Annotated in this window: 20 protein-coding genes and 1 tRNA gene; 7 read left to right on the forward strand and 14 right to left on the reverse strand. The window is 66.3% G+C overall.

Translation table 11 applies throughout. The features are described from left to right. Positions 1 to 11: 11 nt before the first annotated feature. Together OLX23_RS20495 and OLX23_RS20500 are read right to left on the reverse strand one after the other, a co-directional pair. On the reverse strand, positions 12 to 671 hold the full coding sequence (locus OLX23_RS20495) for a TetR/AcrR family transcriptional regulator (protein ID WP_264446998.1): 660 nt from the start codon (positions 669 to 671) through the stop codon (positions 12 to 14). Between the two features lie 273 nt (positions 672 to 944). After that, positions 945 to 1,403 (reverse strand): SRPBCC domain-containing protein, encoded by a 459-nt coding sequence (locus OLX23_RS20500; RefSeq protein WP_264446999.1) that lies wholly within the window; start codon positions 1,401 to 1,403, stop codon positions 945 to 947. Between the two features lie 62 nt (positions 1,404 to 1,465). On the opposite strand from OLX23_RS20500, the gene OLX23_RS20505 reads away from it, so the two are divergent. Beyond that, the gene (locus OLX23_RS20505; RefSeq protein WP_264447001.1) at positions 1,466 to 1,816 is read left to right on the forward strand and encodes an ArsR/SmtB family transcription factor; all 351 of its coding nucleotides are present in this window, start codon (positions 1,466 to 1,468) and stop codon (positions 1,814 to 1,816) included. A gap of 160 nt (positions 1,817 to 1,976) precedes the next feature. On the opposite strand, the gene OLX23_RS20510 is transcribed toward OLX23_RS20505, so the two are convergent. The 4 genes from OLX23_RS20510 to OLX23_RS20525 form a co-directional block, all read right to left on the reverse strand. After that, on the reverse strand, positions 1,977 to 2,276 hold the full coding sequence (locus OLX23_RS20510) for a GIY-YIG nuclease family protein (protein WP_264447002.1): 300 nt from the start codon (positions 2,274 to 2,276) through the stop codon (positions 1,977 to 1,979). A 158-nt stretch (positions 2,277 to 2,434) separates the two neighbouring features. Then, complete coding sequence (locus tag OLX23_RS20515) at positions 2,435 to 2,965, reverse strand: molybdenum cofactor guanylyltransferase (RefSeq protein WP_264447003.1); 531 nt, start codon at positions 2,963 to 2,965, stop codon at positions 2,435 to 2,437. A gap of 65 nt (positions 2,966 to 3,030) precedes the next feature. Next, positions 3,031 to 3,888 carry an S-formylglutathione hydrolase gene (gene fghA, locus OLX23_RS20520; protein WP_264447004.1) on the reverse strand — a complete coding sequence of 286 codons (858 nt, stop codon included), beginning with the start codon at positions 3,886 to 3,888 and terminating at the stop codon, positions 3,031 to 3,033. Next, complete coding sequence (locus OLX23_RS20525; protein WP_264447005.1) at positions 3,888 to 5,000, reverse strand: S-(hydroxymethyl)glutathione dehydrogenase/class III alcohol dehydrogenase; 1,113 nt, start codon at positions 4,998 to 5,000, stop codon at positions 3,888 to 3,890. Before OLX23_RS20525 ends, fghA begins: the two co-directional genes overlap by 1 nt. 101 nt (positions 5,001 to 5,101) lie before the next feature. Here OLX23_RS20525 and OLX23_RS20530 point away from each other — a divergent pair, with 101 nt between their 5' ends. The 5 genes from OLX23_RS20530 to OLX23_RS20550 all read left to right on the forward strand — a co-directional run bounded on the left by OLX23_RS20530 (position 5,102) and on the right by OLX23_RS20550 (position 8,101). Then, entirely contained in the window at positions 5,102 to 6,499 is a 1,398-nt protein-coding gene (locus tag OLX23_RS20530) for an RNB domain-containing ribonuclease (protein WP_264447007.1), read from the forward strand. Positions 6,500 to 6,560: 61 nt separating this feature from the next. Further along, positions 6,561 to 6,634: transfer RNA gene (locus OLX23_RS20535), tRNA-Cys, on the forward strand. Between the two features lie 174 nt (positions 6,635 to 6,808). Beyond that, entirely contained in the window at positions 6,809 to 7,339 is a 531-nt protein-coding gene (locus OLX23_RS20540; protein ID WP_264447008.1) for a DUF6680 family protein, read from the forward strand. 163 nt (positions 7,340 to 7,502) lie between these two features. Next, positions 7,503 to 7,709 (forward strand): hypothetical protein, encoded by a 207-nt coding sequence (locus OLX23_RS20545; protein WP_264447009.1) that lies wholly within the window; start codon positions 7,503 to 7,505, stop codon positions 7,707 to 7,709. Positions 7,710 to 7,717: 8 nt separating this feature from the next. Beyond that, a complete protein-coding gene (locus OLX23_RS20550) occupies positions 7,718 to 8,101 on the forward strand; it encodes a nuclear transport factor 2 family protein (RefSeq protein ID WP_264447010.1) in 384 nt (127 codons plus the stop codon). On the opposite strand, the gene OLX23_RS20555 is transcribed toward OLX23_RS20550, so the two are convergent. From OLX23_RS20555 to OLX23_RS20565, 3 genes are read right to left on the reverse strand one after another with little or no spacing between them, the layout of a single operon-like run. Then, positions 8,083 to 8,424, reverse strand: coding sequence for a hypothetical protein (locus OLX23_RS20555; protein ID WP_264447011.1), 342 nt, complete (start codon positions 8,422 to 8,424; stop codon positions 8,083 to 8,085). The genes OLX23_RS20550 and OLX23_RS20555 overlap by 19 nt on opposite strands. A gap of 16 nt (positions 8,425 to 8,440) precedes the next feature. Beyond that, on the reverse strand, positions 8,441 to 8,644 hold the full coding sequence (locus tag OLX23_RS20560) for a hypothetical protein (RefSeq protein WP_264447012.1): 204 nt from the start codon (positions 8,642 to 8,644) through the stop codon (positions 8,441 to 8,443). A gap of 43 nt (positions 8,645 to 8,687) precedes the next feature. Beyond that, entirely contained in the window at positions 8,688 to 10,187 is a 1,500-nt protein-coding gene (locus OLX23_RS20565) for a globin-coupled sensor protein (protein ID WP_264447013.1), read from the reverse strand. Positions 10,188 to 10,437: 250 nt separating this feature from the next. On the opposite strand from OLX23_RS20565, the gene OLX23_RS20570 reads away from it, so the two are divergent. Continuing rightward, positions 10,438 to 10,791, forward strand: a complete 354-nt coding sequence (locus OLX23_RS20570) for a zf-TFIIB domain-containing protein (RefSeq protein WP_264447014.1) — start codon at positions 10,438 to 10,440, stop codon at positions 10,789 to 10,791. 4 nt (positions 10,792 to 10,795) lie between these two features. On the opposite strand, the gene OLX23_RS20575 is transcribed toward OLX23_RS20570, so the two are convergent. The 5 genes from OLX23_RS20575 to rpoC all read right to left on the reverse strand — a co-directional run bounded on the left by OLX23_RS20575 (position 10,796) and on the right by rpoC (position 16,964). Then, a complete protein-coding gene (locus OLX23_RS20575) occupies positions 10,796 to 11,242 on the reverse strand; it encodes a thermonuclease family protein (RefSeq protein WP_264447015.1) in 447 nt (148 codons plus the stop codon). Between the two features lie 87 nt (positions 11,243 to 11,329). After that, entirely contained in the window at positions 11,330 to 11,755 is a 426-nt protein-coding gene (locus OLX23_RS20580) for a DUF4870 family protein (RefSeq protein ID WP_264447016.1), read from the reverse strand. 72 nt (positions 11,756 to 11,827) lie between these two features. After that, the gene (locus OLX23_RS20585; protein WP_264447017.1) at positions 11,828 to 12,154 is read right to left on the reverse strand and encodes a PilZ domain-containing protein; all 327 of its coding nucleotides are present in this window, start codon (positions 12,152 to 12,154) and stop codon (positions 11,828 to 11,830) included. Between the two features lie 127 nt (positions 12,155 to 12,281). Continuing rightward, positions 12,282 to 12,593, reverse strand: coding sequence for a ribosomal protein L7/L12 (locus OLX23_RS20590; RefSeq protein ID WP_264447018.1), 312 nt, complete (start codon positions 12,591 to 12,593; stop codon positions 12,282 to 12,284). 87 nt (positions 12,594 to 12,680) lie between these two features. Beyond that, positions 12,681 to 16,964 (reverse strand): DNA-directed RNA polymerase subunit beta', encoded by a 4,284-nt coding sequence (gene rpoC, locus OLX23_RS20595; protein ID WP_264447019.1) that lies wholly within the window; start codon positions 16,962 to 16,964, stop codon positions 12,681 to 12,683. Positions 16,965 to 16,982 lie beyond the last annotated feature (18 nt).

The raw sequence follows: 16,982 nt of genomic DNA on the forward strand, positions 1-16,982 counted from the left end.
CGTCAAGCCCGTCACCATTCGGCACGGCCCGCGAGCAAGGTACGCACGGCGTTGGCCACCCAGCGCTGGCGGTCACGCGCCGAGACATGGCGGTTGGTCAGCAGCACGTCGACGTACCAGCCGCGCAGCATGAAGATGAAGGCCTCGGCCACGGCCTGCGGATCGCGGCAGGGCACGCCTTCGGCATCGGCGCAGGTGCGGATGAAGATCGAGACGTCCTCGATGCCGAGCTGGGTCCGCTCGGCGGCAGCCTGGCCCAGTTCGGGGAAGCGGCCCGATTCGCTGTAGATCAGCCGGTTGACGTGGAGCAGGTCGCCCTCGAGGCTGATCTCGAGCGTGCGGTTGCCATAGGCCTCGAGCCCCGAGGCGAGATCGAGCCGCCCCTTGGGCGAGCGCAGCGCGGTTACCGCGGAGAAGCGCTCGATCTGCCGCCGGCAGATCGCCGCGAAGAGATCGGCCTTCGACGGATAGCGCGTGTAGAGCGTGGTCTTGGAGATACCGGCGATCTTGACGATGCGCGTCAGCGAGGTCCCGCCATAGCCTTCGGCCAGGAACTCGCGCAGCGCCACGTCGAGCAGCAGCGTATCGATCTGGGCGACATCGTCGAGCTTGGGCCGTCCGCGAGGCCGGCGCGGCACCTCTATGGCATCGTCTTGGACAAGCAACTTCATAGCGCCCAGCATACCAGCAGTTCGCCGCTTGCCCAGCTAGCAATGGTAGGAGCCCTTCCATTCCCGGGACGGAATGTGCAGCACCGTGAGCTCGCGCCGTGACGCGCAGACATCATTCTACTCGGTCGTAAAGCCGTCGCCCCTGCGCAGGCAGGGGCCCAACCAGGCTCTCGTCCTGAAACGGAAGGCGCGTTGAGGCGCCGTCGGCTGGGCCCCTGCCTGCGCAGGGGCGACGACAAAGGATTGGGGTTCAATCCCCGGCCCCGCCCCGCTCTAACGGTACATGCCCTCGCGCAGGTTGATGCCGCGTTCGACCCAGAGCTTGAGCGCGGCGAGCATCTGCGACCAGCCCATGCAATTGCCGTAGGACGAGCCCAGCGCCGCCTGGTTCTCGCGCCAGCCTTCCTCGGTGATCGAGACCAGGGTGCGCGTGTCGTCGTCGAGCGGAGCGAACTCCATCGTCACCGTGGTCTGATAGCCGGGCTGCGCCTCGCCCTCGTTCGCTTCCCACTTCAGCACGATCTTCCGATCGGGCACGACCTCGATCACCTCGACCGGGAAGCGCCCGGGAAAATCGTGAAAGTCCCAGGTCACGGCGCTGCCCACCTCGAGCCGTCCTTCGGCCCCGCCCGTGGTGAAATAGCCCGAGAGCTTGGCCGGATCGGCGACGGCCTCGAACACCTCGTGGCTGGGGCGCGAGACGTGGGCGAAAACCTTGAACTTGAGTTCCACGGCGTGACCTTTCCAGAAAAACCGATTTGGCGAGTCGATCTAATATGTTATATATTCATAACATGTCACCGTCCGAACGCCAAGACGCGGTCTTTCGCGCGCTCGCCTCGCCCGCACGGCGCGCGCTGCTCGACCACCTGCGCGACACGCCGCTGACCACGGGCGCGCTATGCGCGCTGTTTCCCGAGCTCGACCGCTGCAGCGTGATGCAGCATCTGAAAGTGCTGGAAGCGGCCGACCTGGTGATCGCCGAACGGCGCGGCCGCGAGCGCTGGAACCACCTCAATCCGCTGCCGATCCACGAGATCCACGAACGCTGGATCGGCCCGCACGCGGCGCGCGCGGTCGAGAAGCTGGCGGGATTGAAGCGGGGGCTGGAGAAGCAGGCGAAAGCGACGGCGGAGAAGGCTTAGCTGGCGTCCACGGGAGACGCATGATTGGGGATGCTCTAGTTGCCTTAGGATGCGGACTGTCGGGTTTTGCTCTGAAAGGTGGAATCTCCACCATTCCTCACCCCGTCACCCCGTCACCCCGGGCTTGACCCGGGGTCCCGCTTTGTCCGTACCCGACCGGTCAGACGAGAAAGTCGTAGAGGTCGTTCCAATCAGGATTGCCACGCTCGATCAGAGCAAACTTCCAGGCGCGCCGCCATCGCTTGACCCGCTTTTCGTGGGCGATGCAGTCTTCGATGGTTTCGCCGCGCTCCGCCCATACCAGTCGCCGCAATCCGTACCGGTAGCAGAAGTCTGATCCGGTTCCTTGGCGATGCTGGAATATCCGGCGCGGCAGGTCCGTCGTCACGCCCACGTAGATCGTGCCCCGATAACGGTCGGCCATGATATAGACCCAGCCGCCTCGCCGCTCCCTGTCCATGCGCCGAGTTGAAGAACAGCGGGGCCCCGGGTCAAGCCCGGGGCGACGGAGAGTATGTGAGAAGGGTCTGTTATCGAGGCAATCAACGGTTGCGCGTCATGGCCGCAAAGTTGGCGACATTAGACTAGCGAAGCCCGCCCGCCCCGCTCCATTCGGCCCTAACCGCCCAGCCGGCGCTCCAAGGCGGCGAGATCGGCCTGGGTGTTGATGTTGGCGGGTTCGGCGCCGACCGTTACCGCGCGTGCGCCGATCACCGCGGTCAGCCGCTTGAGCGAATGCGAGCCTTCGGCATGGAGGATGTCCTCGACCGCGCCGACCGCACTCGAAGGCCAGAGCCCGATGATCGGCTGCGAGGCGAGGAAGGCCGGCGCGGGGCTCAGCAGTTCGGGCAGGTTCTCGGGCAGGTCGAGCGAATCGACGCCGCAGGTCAGCAGGAATTCGTAGCCCTCGTCGCGCGCGTGGTGGAGCGCCGCGGCGATGCCGCCGAGCGGGCCCATGCCGGGGCGCGGCCAATCGGGCAGGGTCGGCGCCGGCGCGGTCTCGCGTCCGACGACGATGACGTGCTCGCACCAGCCCGACAGCATGTCGACCGCATGAGCGAGCAAGGTATGGCCGCGAAATTCGGCGAGCGCCTTGTCGCTACCGAAGCGCGAGGATTGGCCACCCGCCAGAACGGCTCCCAGGATCATGCCAACTCCTCCCGAATTCATGGCTTTCGAACCGATAGTGCGGCCGGATGTTCCCGCGCGCAAGCTCAGCCGCGATGCAGGTGCCCAGCGTGCCAGGCCACGTGCTCGGCCAGGAAGCTCGAGATGAAATAGTACGAATGGTCGTAGCCGGGCTGCATGCGGATCGTCGCCGCGATCCCCGCCTCGGCGCAGGCCTCGACCAGCAGCTGCGTCTTGAGCTGCTCGGCCAGGAAGCCGTCGGCCTCGCCCTGGTCGACCAGCAGATTCGGCAGGCGTGCACCGTCGGCGATCAGAGCGCAGGCATCGTATTCGCGCCAGGCCGCGCGATCGGGACCGAGATAGCCGCCGAGCGCCTTGTCGCCCCAGGGGCAGTTCAGCGGGCTGACGATCGGCGCGAAGGCGCTGACCGAGCGGAACCGACCGGGATTGCGCAAGGCGATCGTCAGCGCGCCGTGGCCGCCCATCGAATGGCCGGTGATCCCCTGCCGCGTCATGTCGGCGGGGAATATGGTCGCGACGAGTTCGGGCAGTTCGCTCTCGACATAGGAGCGCATGCGGTAGTTGCGGGCCCAAGGCTCCTGCGTGGCGTCGACGTAGAAGCCGGCGCCGAGGCCGAAGTCATAGGCCTTGTCGGCATCGTCCGGCACATCGTCGCCGCGCGGGCTGGCGTCGGGCGCGACGAGGATCACACCGGCCTCGGCGCAGGCTGCGCGGAACTCGCCCTTCTCGGTGACATTGGCGTGGGTGCAGGTCAGGCCCGAGAGGTACCACAGCACGGGCAGCTTCGTTCCTTCCGGACGGTCGGGAACGAAGACCGAGAAGGTCATCTCGGTCCCGGTCGCGGCCGACGGGTGGCTATAGACACCCTGGGTGCCGCCGTGGCTTTTCGTCTCTGATACGACCTGGACCGGGACCTGCTCCATCAGAACACCACGACCGAGCGGATCGATTCGCCCGCGTGCATCAGGTCGAAGCCCTTGTTGATCTCCTCGAGCGTGAGCACGTGGGTGATCATCGGGTCGATCTCGATCTTGCCGTTCATGTACCAGTCGACGATCTTGGGCACGTCGGTGCGGCCCTTGGCGCCGCCGAAGGCGCTACCCTGCCAGACGCGGCCGGTGACGAGCTGGAACGGGCGCGTGGAGATCTCCTTGCCTGCCTCGGCCACGCCGATCACGGTCGAGACGCCCCAGCCGCGGTGGCAGGCTTCGAGCGCCTGGCGCATGACCTCGGTGTTGCCCGTGCAGTCGAAGGTATAGTCGGCGCCGCCCTCGGTCAGCGCGACGAGATCGGCGACGACCTCGGGCGTGGACTTGCCCTTGGGGTTGTAGAAGTGGGTCATGCCGAAGCGCGTGCCCCATTCGGCCTTGGTATCGTTGATGTCGACGCCGATGATCTTGTCCGCGCCGACCATGCGCGCGCCCTGGATCACGTTGAGGCCGATGCCGCCGAGCCCGAAGACCACGACATTGGCGCCCGGCTCGACCTTGGCGGTCTTGACCACGGCGCCGACGCCGGTGGTGACGCCGCAGCCGATGTAGCACGACTTGTCGAACGGCGCGTCCTCGCGGATCTTGGCGACGGCGATCTCGGGCAGGACGGTGAAGTTCGAGAAGGTGCTGCAGCCCATGTAGTGGAAGATGGTCTGGCCCTTGTAGGAGAACCGGCTGGTGCCGTCGGGCATCAGCCCCTGGCCCTGGGTGGCGCGGATCGCGGTGCAGAGGTTGGTCTTGCCCGAAAGGCACGACTTACACTGGCGGCATTCGGGGGTGTAGAGCGGGATGACGTGGTCGCCGGGCTTGACCGAGGTCACCCCCGGCCCGACCTCGCGCACGATCCCCGCGCCCTCGTGGCCGAGCACCGAGGGGAAGATGCCCTCGCTATCGAAGCCGTCGAGCGTATAGGCGTCGGTGTGGCAGATGCCCGTCGCCATGATCTCGACCAGGACCTCGCCGGGCTTGGGACCTTCGAGGTCGAGCTCGACGATCTCGAGCGGGGTCTTCGGCGCGAAGGCGACGGCGGCGCGGGTCTTCATGGGGATCTCCTGAAAGCGGTTGCCCCGCTATAGCCCGCGGCCCGCACCCCTGAGCAATAGGCAATCTTGCCAAGCGATAAGCGATAGGCTCCTTTCGCGCGATGAAAGCCTTACGCGATCCCCAGAGCCTGCTGTCCGAGGGGCTGGCCGCGATCCGCGCGCAGTTCCGCGTGCCGGACGACCTCCCGCCCGAAGTGCGCGCCGCCGGCGAAGCGGCCGCCGCGCGCAAGCCGAGCGAACACGCCGACTGGACGGCCAAATTCCCTGGTCGGCACTTCGTCACGCTCGATCCCGCCAGCTCGACCGACCTCGACCAGGCCTTCGCGATCGAGCGCGCCGGAACCGACCTGCTGCTCCACTACGCGATCGCCGACGTCGCCTGGTTCGTGCGAGACGGCGACCCGCTCGACGTCGAGGCCTGGAAGCGCGGCACGACGACCTACCTGCCCGACGGCAAGGCCAACCTCTATCCGCCCGCGCTCAGCGAAAGGGCGGCCAGCCTCCTCCCGGGCGGACCGCGCCCGGCCGTGGTCCTGATCACGCGCGTCGCGCCCGACGGTGCGGTCAAGCTCGAGGGCGTGGTCCGCGCGCTAATCGAGAGCCGCGCCAAGCTCGCCTACGAGACCGTGCGCGACGAGGACCTGCCGCCGGGCTTCGCCGAGCTCGCCGCGCGGATCGAAGCCGCCGAGGACCGCCGCGGCGCCGGGCGCGTCGATCCGCCCGAGCAGGAGGTCACGCGCGATGCGGCCGGCCACTTCACCCTGCGCTACCGCCCGCAGCTCCCCGCCGAGGAGCGCAACGCCGCGCTGTCGCTGGCGACCAACCTCGCGGTCGCCGATGCCCTGCTTGCCGCGCGCACCGGCCTGTTCCGCGTCATGCCCGAGCCCGATGCCGGCGCCGAGCCGCGGCTGCGCCGCACCGCCGAGGCCTTCCACCTCGCCTGGCCCGAAGGCATGCCGCTCGCCCAGTTCGAGAAGTCCTTGCGCCCCACGGTCGCGCCCGAGGCCGCCTTCATGCTGGCGATCCGCCGCGCCGGCCGCGGCGCTTCCTACGTACCGTTCCGCGAGGGCGAGACGCCGTGGCACGCCGCCATGGCCGCGACCTATGCGCATTGCACCGCGCCGCTGCGCCGACTGGCCGACCGCTACGTGCTCCAGGCCGTGCTCGCAGTCGCCAACGGCCAGCCGGTGCCCGAGGAGGTCCAGGCCGCCTTCGAGCGCCTGCCCACAGCCATGGCCAAGGCCGAGAGCCGCGACGGCCAGATCGAGCGCGCGGTGATCGACCTCGCCGAAGTCGCGCTGCTCGCCAACCACGAGGGCGAACAGTTCCGCGCCGTGGTCACCGACCTGGGCGAGAGCGGCGCGCGCATCCAGCTCACCGACCTGCCGATCGTCGCGCGCACCACGGCGCACGGCGTGATCCCCGGCGAGACGATCCGCGTCCGCCTGCGCGCTGCCGACCCGCTCCGCCGCCACCTCGATTTCGAGCGGGTGAGCTGAACGCACCGAATCCGATTGCGCTGGCTGGCAGAGGTTGTTAGGGGCGCTTTCCCGCGATCGAGGCCCGATGGCGGAGTGGTGACGCAGAGGACTGCAAATCCTTGCACGCCGGTTCGATTCCGGCTCGGGCCTCCACATTTTCCGCTGCATGGTAAGCATGCACTTTTATGCGAGATGCGAAACCTTCGGCTCTTGCAAGCGCGGTTCGGTTCAGACAACTTCCATTGTTCCATGGTGATTTCCGTAACGGCCAACGTCGAGTTGCCCGCTCGCCGAATACCGTGCACGTTCTCCTGAGGGGGACAAGCAATGACCTTGAATGAATGGCTTACACTCGCCGGTGTAGTGGTCTCACCCATTTTTGCCGTCTGCATAATACTCTGGATTGAAGGCAGACGCCGCGACCGCGAAGGCAAAATGGTGGTTGTTCGAGCGTTGATGACAACCCGACACCTTCCGGCAGATCCGAATTATTCCGGAGCCATCAATCTTCTGCGGGTAGAATTTGCTCACTGCAGACCAGTAATGGAGGCTTTCAAAGAATATCATCGCAACATTCGTCGCGAACAGCCATCAACACCTGAAGGCGCCAATTTGCACAACCAGGACGTTTTGGCCGCGCAAACAAAATTGCTATCGGCCGCCCTCAATGCGGTTGGGATCAAAGCGTCGGAAGCCGATCTGGCCGTTGAGGCGTACGCTGCCAACGGCTTCATTCTCCGAGACAATATTTATCTCGCTTCGCTTAAGGCTCAAGATCGGATCGCGGTGGCACTCGAGAGATCGGTCATGTTGAATGAGCAAATGCTGTCAGGCGAAGACCGAGCAAAAAACGCTTAATGTCATCGACATTTGCGATACGTTGAAGATGCAGATGAGCCGTTGGCTATTGCCCCGGCGCGAAAGAGCCGTTGGGCAAAGCAATCTCCATCAGGCCACCTTTGAACAACCCTGTGCCATCCCCCGCTGGACGCCGCGCCCCCGGCTTCGCTACCGGCGCGGCATGGCAATCATCGCGACAATCATGAACACGGTCACCGGCCGTCCGATCCAGAAGATGAGCTTCGGGCGCATGCCCAAGCCCTGGATTTCCTTCAATCTCGAGACCGGCGAACTCGTCACGGCCGAGCGCATCGACGTGGGCAAGCCCGCGCCGGGCAAGTTCGTCGCGCCGGTCGACATCTGGGTCACGCTCAAGCCGAAGGACTGACCATCGCAATGGATACGCCCGATCTCGCAATCCGCCTGCGCCGCGCCGCGTTCAACCGCGCGCTGGCCGAGGCCGATCTCGCGGCGATCGGGCCGCTGCTCGCGCGCGACGTGGTGCTCGTCGCGGGCACCGACAGTGCCGTGATTTCGGGGCGGCAGGCGCAGCTCAAGTCGTGGAAGTACGAATTCGCCGCGCCCGATCGCACGATCTACACGCGCACGCCCGAGCGGATCGAGGCCTCGCCGGTCGCGCCGCTGGCTTTCGAACATGGGCAATGGCGCGGGGTCAGTCTTTCGGGGCGCGAACTCGCCTCGGGCAGCTACAGCGCCAAGTGGCGCAAGCTCGGCGCCGACTGGGTGATCGAGGCCGAGATCTACCTGACGCTCGCCTGATCGCGCAGCTTGAGGCGCGCGATCGCCGCATCGGCCGAGGCCGGATCGCGGCGCGCCTGTTCGGCCAGGCAGCGCTGCCGGTGCTCGCGCCGCGAGAGCGCACGGCGATCGTCGACATCCTGGGCAAACCAGCCCGCCCACGAGCGCCGCGCCGATTGCGGACGGCGGCCGGCGGCAAGCGCCACGTCCTCGGCAACCGCCTGGAGATCCAGCCTGCCGTGGATGACGACGTCGCTCAGCCCGGCAGCCGCGTCGACGAGGCCGCGGCTCTGATGGCGCGCGAGGCTTTCCGCGAGGGCGCGGGCCAGTCGATCGGATCGCATCGGCGGGTTTCGCAGCTCAGCGCCCGGCGCTGAGCAGGCCAAGCACGACGGCGAGCGTCAGGACCGCGAGCGGGCCCCACCACTTCCACTGCCACCAGCGCCGGCCGGTGCCGCGACCACCCTTGCGCGGATCGCGCGGATCGTGGGGCGGCTTGGGGTTGTAGCCCTGGAACTGACCGCGATTCTTCGGCGGACGCTTGAACTTGTGCACGGTACCCATGACGGCGCTTATCGTTCGCCGTCCGGGATCGGGCAAGAGCGGTTCAGAATTCGGTCCAGTCCTGGTCGATTGCGGCATTGCCGATCGCGACCGGCGCGCGTGCCGGCGCCTGGCGCGCCAGCACGAAAGGCGATTTCGGCGCGATGCTTACCGGCGGGCTGGCGACCTGGCGCGAACCGCCCGAAAGCGTGAAGCGCGAAACCAGCGACGAGAGCTCGCCCGCCTCGCTGGCGAGGCTGCGCGAAGCGGCGCTCGACTGCTCGACCATGGCGGCGTTGTGCTGGGTCATCTGGTCCATGTCGCGGACCGCGGCGTTGACCTGGGCGAGGTTGACCGCCTGGGTCTGCGCGAGGCCGGCGATCGTTGATGCGAGCTTGTCGACGTCGCCGACGCGGGCGGCGATCGCCTCGAAGGCGGTGCCCGACTTGTCGACGAGCTGGGCGCCGAGGCCGACCTGTTCGACACTGGTGTTGATCAACGCCTTGATCGAGTTGGCGGCATCGGCCGAGCGCTGCGCGAGCAGGCGCACCTCGTTCGCGACGACGGCGAAGCCCTTGCCCGCCTCGCCGGCACGCGCGGCTTCGACGCCGGCGTTGAGCGCGAGCAGGTTGGTCTGGAAGGCGATGCCGTCGATGACGTCGATGATCGTCGAGATCTCGGCCGAGCTCTTCTGGATGCGGTCCATCGCCGCGACCGCCTGGCTGACGACCTGGCCGCCGGTATGCGCCTCGCTGTTGGCTTCGCCCGCGACCTTGGTCATGTTCATGGCGCCGTCGGCCGCTTCGCGCACGCCGGCGGTCAGCTTTTCCATGGCCGTCGCGGTTTCCTCGAGCGAGGCCGCCTGGCGTTCGGTGCGCTGGGCCAGGTCTTCGGAAGCCTGGCGAATTTCGCTCGAACCCGTGTTGATGCGTCCGGCGCCGTCGGCGACCGCGGTCAGCGCGCCGTCGATGCCGTCGCGCATCGCCTCGAAATCGCGCTCGATCTGCTTGTAGGCCTCGGGCAGGCCGGTGAGCTTGGCCGAGAAATTGCCCTTGGCCACTTCGGCGAGCGCCTGGCCGAGTTGGTCGATCACCGCGAGGCGCGACTGTTCCTCGGCCTTGAAGTAGGCCGAGAGCGCGATGTCCATGTCGACGAGCGCGGCCTTGACCAGCGTCGCGACGGTGGCGCCGGCGGCTCCGCCCAGCAGGCCGCCGCAAATCTGCTTGATCACGCGTTCGAGAACGCTGGCATAGCCGCCGATATACCAGGTCGGCTCCAGGCCGATACGCGCGTGAACCATGCCGATCTGTTCGGCGTTCGCGTGATAGTCGGGGCCCATCCGACCGGAGAAGAGACCGGCCCAGTGCGAGATCTGCTTGGCCTTCGCGTGCTCGATCACCTTGTCGGAGGTGAAGAAGTGCGCGACTTCGGGCGTTTTCTTGATCTTCTTGTAGAGATCGTCCAGCGCCTTGACCGCGACTTTGTCTACACTCTTGGCAATCTTGGGAAATTTACCATAGTCTTCTTCGGTAATGCCGAAAAAGTCGAGACGCGTCGACGCCATGTCATCTTTTTTTGCGCTGCTCATCGTTTGCCACCTTCGCGACCGAGTTGCCGGTTTCTACGAAGTCATGGTGAATCCTGGGGTAAGTTAACCCTTGATGTTTCTACTTACGACCAATGTCTAATGCCGATGCGACGGTCGTTTAACGAGCCTGCGCGGTCGCATCGGACGATGGCCGGCATTGCGCCATGGAAACCCTCCGGGACGCCCCCTATCTTGAGAGCGGGGGCGCGAGAGACGAGGATCCTTGATGCGTAGCCAAGCCGAAGTCGCCGCCATGTCCTGCCCGGTCTGCCAGGTCCCGCTCGCGATGAGCGAGCGTTCGGGGATCGAGATCGACTATTGCCCGCAGTGTCGCGGCGTCTGGCTCGATCGCGGCGAGCTCGACAAGATCATCGAGCGCAGCGCGCCCGAGCCACAGACCGCGGCCCAACCCGCGCCGCAGCCGGCGGCGCCGCTCCATCAGTCGGGCGGCAGCGATCCCTGGGCGCCGCGCGGCTACGACCACGGCGGCTACGGGCATGGGAAGCACGACTACGGTAAGGGCCAGCACAAGCCCTACAAGAAGCGCAAGCACTGGCTGTCCGAACTGTTCGACGACTGAACCCTCAGGCTCGGCACCAGTCGCGCCGATGGCCCTGCCACGGCTCGGCCAGGCCTTCGGCGGTCAGCATCGCCCCCAGGCTCTCGCCGCCGCGCGTGACCACCAGCAGGCGGCGGCCATAGGCATCCTGCGCGCGCGCGATGGGCTGCAAGCTGAAGCCGCCCGCGTTGAGCAGATCGGCGAGGCGCCCGGCCGCCCGCGCGCCGAGCCGCGCCTCGGCCCGGCAGTGCGGCGACGAGAGTTCGGGGGCGTTGATGTCGGCGAGGCGGATCTTGGTTCCGCGGTACCAGAGCGTGTCGCCGTCGACGACGCAGGTCACGCGCAGGCCGCCGCCGCATGGCGCGAAATGCGCGGCCTCGCGATCGGCCGGCGCGTGCCTTGGCGCCGCCTCGCTGGCGGATACGGCGAGGCCGGTCAGGGCGAAGGCGAGCAGGGCTATGGCGGTCTTCATGCCGCCACCCTGCACCGCAGATTGCCGCGCGAGGCCTAGCCGTTCCCTCCGAAACGGTGCGATAGGCCACGCATTTCCGCGAAAAACCTAGACGAACAGGCTTTCGGGATTGGGCATCGGCTGACGCTTCTGCGCGTTGACCAGCGCCAGCACGCAGCGCACGAGCACGAGCACGCCGACCGCGAGCAGCAACAGGAAGCCGATCGCGACGATCATCAGCACCACGCTGATCACGCTGCCCACCACGCCGATCCAGAAGGTGCGGATCAGGTACTGGTAGTGCGACGTCTCCCAGGCCTCGTGCGTATCGCCCTTCCAGACGTAGGCCAGCACGACGCCGACGATCGCGGTCACGCCGACCACCATCGAGGCGAGGTAGAGCAGGCTGATGATCGTCGGGTGGTTGAATTCGAAGCCGCCGGCTACCGATGGCGGCGAAGAGGGCGCCGATGAAGGCCCCTGGCCGAGGTCGGCCCGCGGCGCGGGCTGGGCGGAAGGATCGATGTCGCTCATGCGCCGGTCTCCTTTGCAGAAGGCCAGTCTAGCCGCGGCGCAGCGGCAAGTCACGCGCGGTGAAAAACGGGATCAGGCGGCGGTGATCGCCGGTTCGGCGCGGCACAGGCGGATCAGCGCCTCGAGCCCGGCGTTGTGCAGCGGCCGTGCAAAGCGCAGGCCGACCACGCCCTCGCGCAGCCAGCGCACATGGCCCTCGATCGGATCGGCGCCGGCGATGCGCAGGACCATCGGCTCGTCGAGCGCGAAGCTGTCAGTCTTGGAAGCGTGGCTGATGCGGCAGCCGTCGAGCGAGAGTTCGATCAGCAGGCCATCGACGCCGCGACGCCCGGACTTACCGAGCCGAATCTTGCGGCAGACCGCGAAACGCTTGTGGGCACGAATAGTAAAAACCGTCACGATGCGAGCCTACCCCCCGGAAAAACTCGACAGATCACTGTCATGATGTGTCACACGAAGGTTAACAATGTCCTGATAATGTCACGCAGGGGGAGTCGGGGTATTTTCGCGACGAGTTTGCCCCTCGCTATCCTTCGAGCGATTCGACCGCCTGCTTGGCTTCGGCGAGTCCGAGCCCGGTGGCTTCGCGCATCAACTTTATCGCATTGATCTTGTTGCCCCGCGCCAGCTCGCCGCGAATCTCCGCAAGCTTGTCGGGTGCCAGGTCGCTGGGCGCGCGGGCGGTGGCGACCGGGCGCGCCGGCGTCGCCGTCCCCAGCCCCGCCGGCGGTGCCGAGAGATCGCGCGCCCGCCCCGCGGACAAGCGCCCCAGCCAGAACACGAAGGCCGCCGCGGCGAGCAGCACGGCGATCGCGGTCGAATCGATGGTCACGGTCATACCCCGGTCTACCACGAGCCGCGCAGGCACGAAAAAGCCCCGCCGGATCGCTCCGGCGGGGCCTGTTCTTGTAGCGAGGCGTGAGGCTTATTCGGCCTCGTCACCCTTCAGCAGGTAGTCGCCGGCATCGGCGTCGGTGCCGTGGGTCTCGCCTTCCATGCTCGCCAGCGGATCGTCGCCGATCGCCGCTTCGGGGCCCTGGGCGAGCTCGGCCGCGTGCTCTTCAGCCGCGGTTTCGGGCGCGATCAGGTGCTCCTGGAGCTTGCGATACTGCGCACGCAGCGCGGCATCGCGGCTCGAGGCGGCGACACGCAGACGGTTCATGCCCGCGCCGGTACCGGCGGGGATGAGACGGCCGACGATGACGTTCTCCTTGAGGCCGATCAGGCTGTCGCGCTTGCCTTCGACCGCCGCCTGCGTGAGCACGCGGGTGGTCTCCTGGAACGACGCGGCCGAGATGAACGAACGCGTCTGCAGCGAGGCCTTGGTGATGCCGAGCAGCACCGGCTTGCCTTCGGCCGGGCGCTGCCCCTCTTCCAGCTTGCCGTTGTATTCGAGCATCTCCTCGAAATCGACCTGCTCGCCCGGCAGCAGCGTGGTGTCGCCGCCGTCGGTGATCTCGACCTTCTGCAGCATCTGGCGAACGATCACCTCGATGTGCTTGTCGTTGATCTTCACGCCCTGCAGTCGATAGACTTCCTGGATTTCCGCAACCAGGTATTCGGCCAGCGCTTCCACGCCGAGCACTTCCAGGATGTCGTGCGGATTGGGCGAGCCCGAGATCAGGTTGTCGCCCTTCTTGACCCAGTCGCCTTCCTGAACGTCGATCACCTTCGACTTCGGAATCAGGTACTCTGCGGGTTCGCCTTCCTCGGGGATGATCGCGATCTTGCGCTTGGCCTTGTAGTCGCGAATGAACTCGATCCGGCCGCTGATGCGGGCGATGATCGCGTTGTCCTTGGGAATGCGGGCCTCGAACAGCTCGGCAACGCGCGGCAGACCGCCGGTGATGTCGCGCGTCTTGGCAGCTTCGCGCGAAGCACGCGCCAGCACGTCACCCGCCTCGACCATCTGGCCGTCCTCGACCGACAGCGTCGTGTTCGGCGCCATCATGTAGCGCGCGGCTTCGCCCGAGGCCTCGTCGAGCAGGGTGATCCGGGGACGCAGGTCCTCCTTCTTGCCCCGGCTCGAAGCACGGTTCTCGGTGACGACGCGGCTGGTCATGCCGGTGGCTTCGTCGGTCTGCTCGGTCAGCGTGCGGCCGTCGATCAGGTCCTGGTACTTAACGATACCGGGCTTCTCGGTGATGACCGGGGTGGTGAACGGATCCCACTCGGCCAGACGCTCGCCTTCCTTCACCTTGGCACCGTCGGTGTGCAGCAGGTGGGTACCGTAAGGCACGCGGTGGATGGCGCGCTCGCGGCCTTCGGTATCGAACACCACGATCTCACCGTTACGGGCAAGGCTGAGGCGACGGTTGCGCTTGTCGACGATCGTCGGGATGTCACGGTACTGGACCGTGCCGTCGGCGATCGCTTCGAGGTGCGAGGTCTCGTTGACCTGCGCCGCGCCACCGATGTGGAACGTACGCATGGTCAGCTGGGTACCCGGCTCACCGATCGACTGAGCGGCGATGACGCCAACGGCCTCGCCGATGTTGACCGGGGTACCGCGCGCCAGGTCGCGACCATAGCACTTGCCGCAGACGCCCTGGGTCGCTTCGCAGACCAGCGGCGAACGGATCTTCGCGGCCTGGAGACCGGTCGCTTCGATCTTAGCCGTGGTCGGCTCGTCGAGCAGCGTGCCGTTGGGCACGATGACGTTGCCTTCCTTGTCGACGATGTCCTCGGCCAGGGTACGGCCCAGGATACGCTCGCCGAGCGAGGCGATGGTCGAACCGCCCTGCACGATCGAGCGCATTTCGAGCGCACGCTCGGTACCGCAGTCGTCGATCACGACGACGCAGTCCTGCGACACGTCGACCAGACGGCGGGTCAGGTAACCCGAGTTCGCCGTCTTGAGCGCGGTATCGGCCAGACCCTTACGGGCACCGTGGGTCGAGTTGAAGTACTCGAGAACGGTCAGGCCTTCCTTGAAGTTCGAGATGATCGGCGTCTCGATGATCTCGCCCGACGGCTTGGCCATGAGGCCGCGCATACCGGCGAGCTGCTTCATCTGCGTCGGCGAACCACGAGCGCCCGAGTGCGACATCATGTAGATCGAGTTGATCGGCGCCAGACGGCCCGTCTCCGGATCCTTCGGCGTCGCCTTGATCTCGTCCATCATGGCGTTCGCGACCTGGTCACCGCAACGGCTCCAGGCGTCGATCACCTTGTTGTACTTCTCCTGCTGCGTGATCAGACCGTCCTGATACTGCTGCTCGTAGTCGGCGACGAGTTCCTTCGTCTCCGCGACCAGCGCATCCTTGCTGTCCGGGATGATCATGTCGTCCTTGCCGAACGAGATGCCCGCCTTGAAGGCGTTGCGGAAGCCCAGGGTCATGATCGCGTCGGCGAACAGCACCGTGTCCTTCTGGCCGGTGTGACGATACACCTCGTCGATCACGTCGCCGACGTCCTTCTTGGTGAGGAGGCGGTTGACGATCTCGAAGGGCACCTTGTGGCTGCGCGGCAGGCACTCGCCGATCAGCATGCGGCCCGGCGTGGTCTCGAAGCGCTTCAGGTATTCCTTGCCGTCTTCGTCGGTCTGCGGAACGCGCGCGATGATCTTCGAGTGCAGGGTCACGGCCTTGACCTCGAGCGCCTGGTGCACTTCGGCCATGTCGGCCAGCAGCATGCCTTCGCCCGGCTCGCCGTCGCGGTCCATCGACAGGTAGTACAGGCCCAGCACCATGTCCTGCGACGGCACGATGATCGGCTTGCCGTTCGCGGGCGACAGGATGTTGTTGGTCGACATCATCAGCACGCGCGCTTCGAGCTGGGCTTCCAGCGAAAGCGGCACGTGGACGGCCATCTGGTCACCGTCGAAGTCGGCGTTGAAGGCCGAGCAGACGAGCGGGTGAAGCTGGATCGCCTTGCCCTCGATCAGCACAGGCTCGAAGGCCTGGATGCCGAGGCGGTGCAAGGTCGGCGCGCGGTTCAGCATGACCGGGTGCTCGCGAATGACTTCGTCGAGGATGTCCCAGACTTCCTTGCGTTCCTTCTCGACCCACTTCTTCGCCTGCTTGAGGGTCATCGACAGACCCTTGGCGTCGAGGCGGGCGTAGATGAACGGCTTGAACAGCTCGAGCGCCATCTTCTTCGGCAGGCCGCACTGATGCAGCTTGAGCTCGGGACCGGTCACGATGACCGAACGGCCCGAATAGTCGACGCGCTTGCCGAGCAGGTTCTGACGGAAGCGGCCCTGCTTGCCCTTGAGCATGTCGGACAGCGACTTCAGCGGACGCTTGTTGGCGCCGGTGATGACGCGGCCGCGGCGGCCGTTGTCGAACAGCGCGTCGACGGCTTCCTGCAGCATGCGCTTTTCGTTGCGGACGATGATGTCCGGCGCGCGCAGCTCGATCAGGCGCTTCAGGCGGTTGTTGCGGTTGATCACGCGGCGATAGAGATCGTTGAGATCCGAGGTCGCGAAGCGGCCGCCGTCGAGCGGCACCAGCGGGCGCAGTTCGGGCGGAATGACCGGCACGACGTCGAGGATCATCCACTCGGGGCGGTTGCCCGAATCGATGAAGCTCTCGACGACCTTCAGGCGCTTGATGATCTTCTTCGGCTTGAGCTCGGACTTGGTGGTCGCTAGCTCTTCGAGCAGGTCGACCTTCTCCTGCTCGAGGTCGAGCGCGATCAGCATCTGCTTGACCGCCTCGGCGCCGATGCCGGCCGAGAAGCTGTCTTCACCGTACTCGTCCTGTGCGTCGAGCAGTTCGTCCTCGGTGAGGAGCTGGTACTTCTCGAGCGGGGTCAGGCCCGGCTCGATGACCACGTAGCTCTCGAAGTACAGGATGCGCTCGAGCTGCTTGAGCTGCATGTCGAGCAGCAGGCCGATGCGCGAGGGCAGCGACTTGAGGAACCAGATGTGCGCGACCGGGGCGGCCAGCTCGATGTGGCCCATGCGCTCGCGGCGCACCTTGGTGACGGTGACTTCGACGCCGCACTTCTCGCAGACGACGCCCTTGTACTTCATGCGCTTGTACTTGCCGCACAGGCACTCGTAGTCCTTCACGGGGCCGAAGATGCGCGCACAGAACAGGCCGTCACGCTCGGGCTTGAACGTGCGGTAGTTGATCGTCTCCGGCTTCTTGATCTCGCCGAAGGACCAGGAGCGGATGCGCTCGGGCGATGCGAGACCGATCTGGATCTGATCGAAGGTCTCGGGCTTGGCCATCTGGTTGGTGAATTTGGTCAGGTCGTTCATGGTTTCAGTCCCTTTGGA

It is taken from the genome of Novosphingobium sp. JCM 18896, assembly GCF_025938095.1.
Lineage (GTDB): Bacteria > Pseudomonadota > Alphaproteobacteria > Sphingomonadales > Sphingomonadaceae > Novosphingobium.

Excerpts from the sequence above, each read along its gene's own strand:
- OLX23_RS20575 (WP_264447015.1), bottom strand. The coding sequence starts at position 11,242 with ATGAAGACCGCCATAGCCCTGCTCGCCTTCGCCCTGACCGGCCTCGCC.
- fghA (WP_264447004.1), bottom strand. The coding sequence starts at position 3,888 with ATGGAGCAGGTCCCGGTCCAGGTCGTATCAGAGACGAAAAGCCACGGC.
- OLX23_RS20525 (WP_264447005.1), bottom strand. The coding sequence starts at position 5,000 with ATGAAGACCCGCGCCGCCGTCGCCTTCGCGCCGAAGACCCCGCTCGAG.
- OLX23_RS20495 (WP_264446998.1), bottom strand. The coding sequence starts at position 671 with ATGAAGTTGCTTGTCCAAGACGATGCCATAGAGGTGCCGCGCCGGCCT.
- rpoC (WP_264447019.1), bottom strand. The coding sequence starts at position 16,964 with ATGAACGACCTGACCAAATTCACCAACCAGATGGCCAAGCCCGAGACC.
- OLX23_RS20550 (WP_264447010.1), top strand. The coding sequence starts at position 7,718 with ATGGATACGCCCGATCTCGCAATCCGCCTGCGCCGCGCCGCGTTCAAC.
- OLX23_RS20560 (WP_264447012.1), bottom strand. The coding sequence starts at position 8,644 with ATGGGTACCGTGCACAAGTTCAAGCGTCCGCCGAAGAATCGCGGTCAG.
- OLX23_RS20540 (WP_264447008.1), top strand. The coding sequence starts at position 6,809 with ATGACCTTGAATGAATGGCTTACACTCGCCGGTGTAGTGGTCTCACCC.
- OLX23_RS20555 (WP_264447011.1), bottom strand. The coding sequence starts at position 8,424 with ATGCGATCCGATCGACTGGCCCGCGCCCTCGCGGAAAGCCTCGCGCGC.
- OLX23_RS20515 (WP_264447003.1), bottom strand. The coding sequence starts at position 2,965 with ATGATCCTGGGAGCCGTTCTGGCGGGTGGCCAATCCTCGCGCTTCGGT.
- OLX23_RS20510 (WP_264447002.1), bottom strand. The coding sequence starts at position 2,276 with ATGGACAGGGAGCGGCGAGGCGGCTGGGTCTATATCATGGCCGACCGT.
- OLX23_RS20565 (WP_264447013.1), bottom strand. The coding sequence starts at position 10,187 with ATGGCGTCGACGCGTCTCGACTTTTTCGGCATTACCGAAGAAGACTAT.
- OLX23_RS20590 (WP_264447018.1), bottom strand. The coding sequence starts at position 12,593 with ATGACCGTGACCATCGATTCGACCGCGATCGCCGTGCTGCTCGCCGCG.
- OLX23_RS20530 (WP_264447007.1), top strand. The coding sequence starts at position 5,102 with ATGAAAGCCTTACGCGATCCCCAGAGCCTGCTGTCCGAGGGGCTGGCC.
- OLX23_RS20505 (WP_264447001.1), top strand. The coding sequence starts at position 1,466 with ATGTCACCGTCCGAACGCCAAGACGCGGTCTTTCGCGCGCTCGCCTCG.
- OLX23_RS20545 (WP_264447009.1), top strand. The coding sequence starts at position 7,503 with ATGGCAATCATCGCGACAATCATGAACACGGTCACCGGCCGTCCGATC.
- OLX23_RS20580 (WP_264447016.1), bottom strand. The coding sequence starts at position 11,755 with ATGAGCGACATCGATCCTTCCGCCCAGCCCGCGCCGCGGGCCGACCTC.
- OLX23_RS20570 (WP_264447014.1), top strand. The coding sequence starts at position 10,438 with ATGCGTAGCCAAGCCGAAGTCGCCGCCATGTCCTGCCCGGTCTGCCAG.